This is a genomic window from Desulfurivibrio modestus, from assembly GCF_044068625.1.
Lineage (GTDB): Bacteria > Desulfobacterota > Desulfobulbia > Desulfobulbales > Desulfurivibrionaceae > Desulfurivibrio.
Genome location: NZ_JBIPKH010000053.1, coordinates 1 through 2,025, shown reverse-complemented (window position 1 = coordinate 2,025; position 2,025 = coordinate 1). Strand labels below are relative to the sequence as shown.

3 protein-coding genes are annotated in these 2,025 nt (G+C 47.4%); all 3 read left to right on the top strand.

From position 1 onward, the window contains the following. Nucleotides 1-301: hypothetical protein (locus ACHHRT_RS13710; RefSeq protein WP_395500332.1), on the top strand; the 301-nt coding region annotated here is incomplete at its 5' end. A gap of 78 nt (nucleotides 302-379) precedes the next feature. Then, nucleotides 380-1,390, top strand: a complete 1,011-nt coding sequence (locus ACHHRT_RS13705; protein WP_395500331.1) for an adenylosuccinate synthetase — start codon at nucleotides 380-382, stop codon at nucleotides 1,388-1,390. A 1-nt stretch (nucleotide 1,391) separates the two neighbouring features. Then, a partial coding sequence (locus ACHHRT_RS13700; protein ID WP_395500330.1) for a dCTP deaminase domain-containing protein occupies nucleotides 1,392-2,025 on the top strand: 634 nt, incomplete at its 3' end.

The window sequence follows — 2,025 nt, the reverse complement described above, 5'->3', positions numbered from 1 at the left end:
CGATGTAACGGCTGACGAGGACCAGAAGGTTGTTGCAAAGCTCCGAAATCAGGGCTATGTAACTATGACCCTGAATCAAGAGGAACCATTGGGGGATCATGATAAGCTTGTCGAAAGGGCCGTTAATCTGGCCCGCGAGATGAAAATAGACATCGATTTACTCAGGAAGTGGCATATTAAGGCCAAACTGGCAAATATATCGCAAGCTAAGAAAGTAGCGGTGCTGGGGGTTCGTGGGGCCGATGATCGGGCCACTTTGTACGAGGTCTTTGGTCCTTCGTTTTCCATGCTTCCGGTCTGAGTGGCAACTGAAATTTAGTGCTTGATCCGCTTGCGAAAGGGCGCAGTTGTGCCAATTCCTGCACCAATGAGGTGATCCATGCCGGTTTCAGTTATCGTCGGTGGCCAATATGGCTCCGAGGGAAAAGGGAAGGTGGCGCACTATCTGGCCAGAGAACGTAAGGCCACGGTGGCGATCCGCTGCGGCGGCACCAACTCGGGCCACACTGTTATTGACAGTAACGGCCAGTCATTGATATTCAGACAATTACCCACGGCCTCAATTTTGCCCGATGTCAAGCTGGTGCTGTGTGCCGGCACCTACATCGACCCTGCCATTCTCAAGCATGAAATCGCACTTGTCCGGCTGGCTCCCAGCCGGCTGATGATCGATCCTTATGCTGTGATCATTACCGAAGACCATAAAAAGCGGGAACAAGATTCTGGCCTTGTCGAACGGATCGCCTCTACCGGCAGCGGTACCGGAGCGGCGGTGATCGCCCGCATACAGAGGGCACCAAACCTTCTTTTTGCTAAAGACGTTCCGGAATTGGCCGAGTTTATTGCAGACGTAAGCGAAGACTTGCGCCGACGACTTCAACGGGATGAACGGATTATCCTGGAGGGAACGCAGGGTTTCGGGCTTTCACCACTGCATTCTCGGTTTAACCCCTATGTGACCAGCCGGGATACCACCGCTGCTGGCTTCCTTTCCGAAGCTGGCCTTAGCCCATTTGATGCGGATGAGATCGTCATGGTAATCCGGGCATTTCCCATCCGTGTCGGCGGGGATTCCGGCCCTCTGGTTAATGCAACGGATTGGGAAACTATCACCAGAGAGGCTGGTTACGAGGAACCATTACAAGAGATCACCAGTGTGAGCAAGCGAATCAGGAGGGTGGCCAGATTTGATGCAACTATTGTTAAACGCGCGATACAGGTGAACAAGCCCACGGCGACAGTGCTTAATCATCTCGATTATCTCTCCTACAACGCATCTCCCAGTCATGACAAAGTGCGATCATTCGTTAACATGGCATCAAAGTCGACAGGTGTGGTGGCAGATTACGTAGGATTTGGGCCTACAACCATGCAGCGTTGGAGGTCATGAGATGAAAAAAGAAATTTATTTTGAAGATATTTCATACGAAATCCCAGAAAGATTAGAAGAGGCTGAACAACTAGCAAAAACGGCAAGACTAAAAGACCCATTCCCCAAAATTCTTCCTTCTTTGCTCAACAGACATGACATTATAAAATATGTATCAAAAACTGGGGTAATTTTCCCTTTTTCTGAAAAACAATTGAAGTCAGCCTCATATGAAGTAAACGTAGGCAACGAGTACATAAGGTGGACTAGAAATAAAGATGGCAAGGTCATCAAAGATCATAAATGCAACTTGGAACAGCACGACAAGATACCTTTGGTAAGAAATTCAATTACATTTATTGATGTTGATGCAACTTTTTTAATCCCGTTTTATATTGCACTGAGATTCAATCTTTCAATAACCCATGTTCACAGGGGCTTACTACTTGGCACTGGCCCTCTTATAGACCCTGGGTTTTGCGGTAAAATCATGATACCAATCCATAACCTCACAAACAATAACTATTACCTAAGGCCAGGATCACCACTAATCGCTGTAGAATTTACAAAACTTACTCCTGACGACATTCTTGAGGAGGATAAAATTAAACAATACGGTCTTGAGAAACTTGACAAGTTGTACGGTAAAAACATCA

Coding starts and splice junctions, on each gene's coding strand:
- ACHHRT_RS13705 (WP_395500331.1), top strand. CDS start 380: ATGCCGGTTTCAGTTATCGTCGGTGGCCAATATGGCTCCGAGGGAAAA.